Origin of the sequence: Bradyrhizobium sp. (genome assembly GCF_019244115.1) — a bacterium.
Taxonomy (GTDB): domain Bacteria; phylum Pseudomonadota; class Alphaproteobacteria; order Rhizobiales; family Xanthobacteraceae; genus Bradyrhizobium.
Genome location: NZ_JAFATE010000180.1, coordinates 1 through 4,040 on the forward strand (window position 1 = coordinate 1; position 4,040 = coordinate 4,040).

The 4,040-nt window shown below is 63.4% G+C and carries 4 protein-coding genes and 1 pseudogene; all 5 read right to left on the reverse strand.

Annotation, left to right across the window (positions count from 1 at the left end; all coding sequences use genetic code 11):
• A pseudogene (locus JOZ76_RS07970) lies at positions 1 to 266 on the reverse strand (glutamine amidotransferase); the annotation flags it as partial.
• A gap of 174 nt (positions 267 to 440) precedes the next feature.
• Positions 441 to 1,220: an SDR family NAD(P)-dependent oxidoreductase gene (locus tag JOZ76_RS07975; protein WP_291698083.1), complete on the reverse strand. Its 780-nt coding sequence runs from the start codon at positions 1,218 to 1,220 to the stop codon at positions 441 to 443.
• A gap of 323 nt (positions 1,221 to 1,543) precedes the next feature.
• Complete coding sequence (locus tag JOZ76_RS07980) at positions 1,544 to 2,023, reverse strand: TerB family tellurite resistance protein (RefSeq protein ID WP_291698084.1); 480 nt, start codon at positions 2,021 to 2,023, stop codon at positions 1,544 to 1,546.
• A 273-nt stretch (positions 2,024 to 2,296) separates the two neighbouring features.
• On the reverse strand, positions 2,297 to 3,706 hold the full coding sequence (locus JOZ76_RS07985) for an adenylate/guanylate cyclase domain-containing protein (RefSeq protein WP_291698085.1): 1,410 nt from the start codon (positions 3,704 to 3,706) through the stop codon (positions 2,297 to 2,299).
• Positions 3,707 to 3,749: 43 nt separating this feature from the next.
• On the reverse strand, positions 3,750 to 4,040 hold a 291-nt coding region (locus JOZ76_RS07990), incomplete at its 5' end, for a cytochrome P450 (RefSeq protein WP_291698086.1).

A 4,040-nucleotide genomic window follows, 5' to 3' on the forward strand; every position in this document is an offset into this window, starting at 1 on the left:
CGGTGGATGTAATCGTCGGCATCATTGGCGCTCATCGGTCCGCCGAAAATGACGGCACCGGCGTGCCCTTCGAGCGTCTCGGGAAGCGAATCGCCGAAGCGCGGACGGCGGATGTCGAGATCGTGCCCGAGCGCGCGCAAGGCATTGCCGACGCGGCCGGGGCTCGATGTTTCCTGGTGCAGGACCATGAGAACCGGCAGCAGGGCCGCAGGCTCGCCGACCGACCGCCGCGGCGCGGGGTCCACCGCGCCTGCGCGACTGGACATCCTGGGCAGTTGCATTGTCATCGCATGGCAATCATAGCTAAGCAAAGGTTAACATCGCGTGTGTTGGCCGCCTTGATGAAAAGCAAGGATGGGGCCAAACCGCTTGCATCGACGCCACACGATATTCGAATGTCGCCATCGCAGACCGCGCCCTGAGATGGGGCAGTGGCCCGATCAGCGCTTGCCGAGCTGGAGACGGCCAACTGCCGCGAGGATGAAGCCGCGTGGAAAAAATCGCAGCAGGAATGGTACCATCTTGACCCCGAAACCCGGCAGCACGGCGCGTCGGTTGGCCATCAGGCCGCGATAGGCCTCCTTGGCGACATCGACGGGCGAGACATTCAGGACCGCCGAGTCGATGCCGGGCTTGATCCCGGCCCGGGTCTGAAACTCGGAGGGGACGGGTCCGGGACAGAGCGCCGTCACCCGCACGCCGTACGGCGCGAGCTCCCCGCGCAGAGCCTCCGTGAACGACAGCACATAGGCCTTGGAGGCGTAATACACCGCCATTCCCGGCCCGGGCAGGAAGCCGGCCACCGACGCAACATTGAGGATGCCGCCGCGGTGGCGAATCACGCTGTCGGAGAAGCGAAGCGACAGATCGGTTAGGGCCTGCACGTTGACGGCGATCATGCCGAGCTGGGCGGCACGATCGAGCTTGTTCGACGGGCCGAACAGGCCGAAGCCGGCGTTGTTGACGATATACTCGACCTCGACGCCCGCCGCCGACAGGGCGGCCGCGACCTGGTCGGTCGCGCCGGCTTGTTCGAGATCGCAGGGAATGACTATCGGCGCCGCTTTGCCGGATGCGGTGATTTCATTGGCCAAAGCCGCCAGGCGGTCCTCACGCCGGCCGCTGATCGCAACGCGATGACCGTTGGCCGCAAAGACACGCGCCAACTCGGCGCCGATCCCCGCGGAAGCACCGGTAATCAGCGTTACACGTTCGGTCACGGTCAAAGGCTCTGAAATCAATCGCCTGCGGGCCCGGCGGCGCGGGCGAGCAGATCGCGGCAGCGCGGTCGCATGCAAGTCAGCGCGCGCGGGAGCATCGTGAGGGCGTCCTTCCAAATATGAACAGCGGCGCTTTATGACTTACTTCGCTTGATTGCGGTGATCCACCGCACATTAAAGTTTCGTCATCTCGGCCATCGCGAATGGCGGGCGAATTGTTTCTATTCTTTTCTGTCGCCGGCAAGGCGCCCGTTGTGCGACCGCGCTACCCTGCCGCAGGCTCGCTCCTCCCATGATGGTTGATGGGTTCGAGGCCGTATCCGCTATTTGGTGGGCGCCGCAGCTCCAAGCTGCGCGGCGACGCGGTGCTTTAGATCGATCCGGTCGCGCGCGGATACCGCCAGCAGGTCGGCGGCTCGCCACACCACATTGTCCTCGAATTCGGTGACCTCGCCGTCGGCATAGACCAGTTCCCACATCATCTCGATGATGCGCAGACGCCCGGCCTCGTCGACCTCGCGCATGATGACGCTGGTGAAATGATAGAGGTCGACGGCTTCGCCTTCGACCAGCGTCGCCTCGGCGATCAGCCGGTCGGCGGTCCCGGGATCTAATCCAAAGCTCGCCTCGATAAGGGCGTGAAGCTTGCGCTTCTCGACATCGGAAGGCTCGCCATCCAATGAAATGACATGAATCAGCAGCGCCGTCGCCGCCAGGCGGTATCCCCGATCGTCGAACCCGCGATCCTGGTGGGACTGGGGAGAAACCACATCTGCTATGAATTGGCGCAGTCCGTCGAGCATGAGTTTCCTGCCGAAATCGATCGAGTTGAAAGCGGTGCCGGATTTCTAGCACCTGGTGACGACGGATATATGAGTTGAAAGGCGCGTGCGTACAATCGGCCAGAAGGACGGCGCGAGGTTAATTGTTCGCCATCATCGCCAAGTCATTCCGGGGCGCGCCAAGCGCGAACTATGGTGCGCAATTGCGCACCTGAGAATCTCGAGATTCCGGGTCCGGCTCTTCGAGCCGTCCCGGAATGACCGACGCAAACGGCCGTTGCGATAGCTGCGGTATCAGGGGATCTCGTAGACCAGAACCTTGTCGGCGATGCCGCGTAGCGCGGCGTGCTTCTGGATCGGCCTGATCGCCTCCTTCTCCAGGATGGTGGCAACCCCCGGCGCGTCGATCACGGGGCCGGTGATGTGGATTTCCTGTGAGGTCGAGAGGCTTTGCACGCGCGCAGCGATATTGACGGTCTGGCCGAAATAATCCTGCCGCTCGTTCAGCATCACCGCGAGGCAAGGGCCTTCGTGAATGCCGATCTTGACGACCAGATCGCGGGTGCCGCGCTTTTCATTCAGCTTGTCCATCGCGGCGCGCATCCGCAGGCCCGCGATCAGCGCATGCTCCGGGCGGACGAAGGTCGCCATCACGGCATCGCCGATCGTCTTGACGACCGCGCCCTTTTCCGAACCGATGATGTCGAGCAGCGCATGGAAATGGGCGCGCACCAGGTCGAAGGCGGCGAGATCGCCGACCCGCTCATAGAGCGCGGTCGAGCCCTTGAGATCGGTGAACAGGAAGGTCAGCGAGGTGATCTTCAGCCGCTGGTCGATGTCGAGATTGTCGGCCTTGAAGACATCGCGAAAGGTCTGGTTGGACAGCATCCGCTTGGCGGTGAGGAACGGCTTGCGCTTGCCGATCAGGAGGTGAAGCCCCTCGGCGGCAATCAGCACCGTGGGCAGGACCCGCACGCCCGCCTGGTTGTCGAGCGAGAGTTCGAGCGGCCCCGGCCGCAACGTCACGGTCTCGACCGGACCGGGCTGCTTCTTGTAGGACAGGCTGAGCTGCTGCGGCGCGTCGGCCCGCTCGCCCTGCACGTCGATGAAGCGCGCGGCGTGCGTCACTGGTTCGAAGATGATAATGAACTCCGCCGGCAGATCGAGCGACAGCGTGGTCTTCTCGCCAGCAGGCAACTCGACCGCGCGCAGCGTGACATCCTCGGTGAGGGTTTTTAGTGACGTCTCGTCGAGATCGATGCCGGAACTCCAGAACATCTGCCGGTAATAATCCCACAGCGGCAGGCTGTGCGGATCATGGGCGCCGATCCTCCGCACGCGCGGAGAGATCGTGAAAGCCACTTCGACCTGCTCGTCGACCGAGGCCTGGTAGCCGCAGGCGCACAGCCCGCAATGGTAATCGTCGCTGCGCAGCGATTTCAGCGTGGTGTGCGCATCGAGCACGCCGCCGCAGCCCGGACAAAGCACATTCCAGGTGAGATCGAACAGGCCAAGCCTGGAGGCGTGGAGAAAGGTGGAGATCACCCGCTCCTCATCGAAGCCGTTCCGGCTGGAAAAATCCAGCACATTGATGCGGTTGAGCTCGTGATCCCGACCGCTCTCGATGAGTCGCCCGATCGCATCCGCAATCGCCGGCTCGGCAGCGTCCTTCAGAACCAAAATCTGCCCGTCAATATTTTGCATATCGGTACATAAATGCGACCGCCTGCCGCAACCGCAAGTGCGGTCAACGAGGTGTGATCAGAAACGGCGGCGAGCGGTCCGGTTGCGTGGTGACGACAGCGGTCGGCATGACCGGCGTCTCGTCGGCGAGTTCGACCCGAAACGCGCCGATCAGCTTGGCCAGCGCCAATGTGGCTTCCACCAGCGCAAAGTGCGCCCCGATGCAGACCCGCGCGCCGACGCCGAACGGCAGATAGGCGAAACGGTCGGGCGCTCCGTCCGTGATGAAACGCTGCGGGATGAAGGCGTTGGGATCGCGCCAGAGCTTTTCGTGCCGGTGCAGCAGCCAGGGCGC

What these genes read in the sequence shown, in the direction of transcription:
- JOZ76_RS07980 (WP_291698084.1), bottom strand. Translation starts at nt 2,023, where the DNA reads ATGCTCGACGGACTGCGCCAATTCATAGCAGATGTGGTTTCTCCCCAG.
- JOZ76_RS07985 (WP_291698085.1), bottom strand. Translation starts at nt 3,706, where the DNA reads ATGCAAAATATTGACGGGCAGATTTTGGTTCTGAAGGACGCTGCCGAG.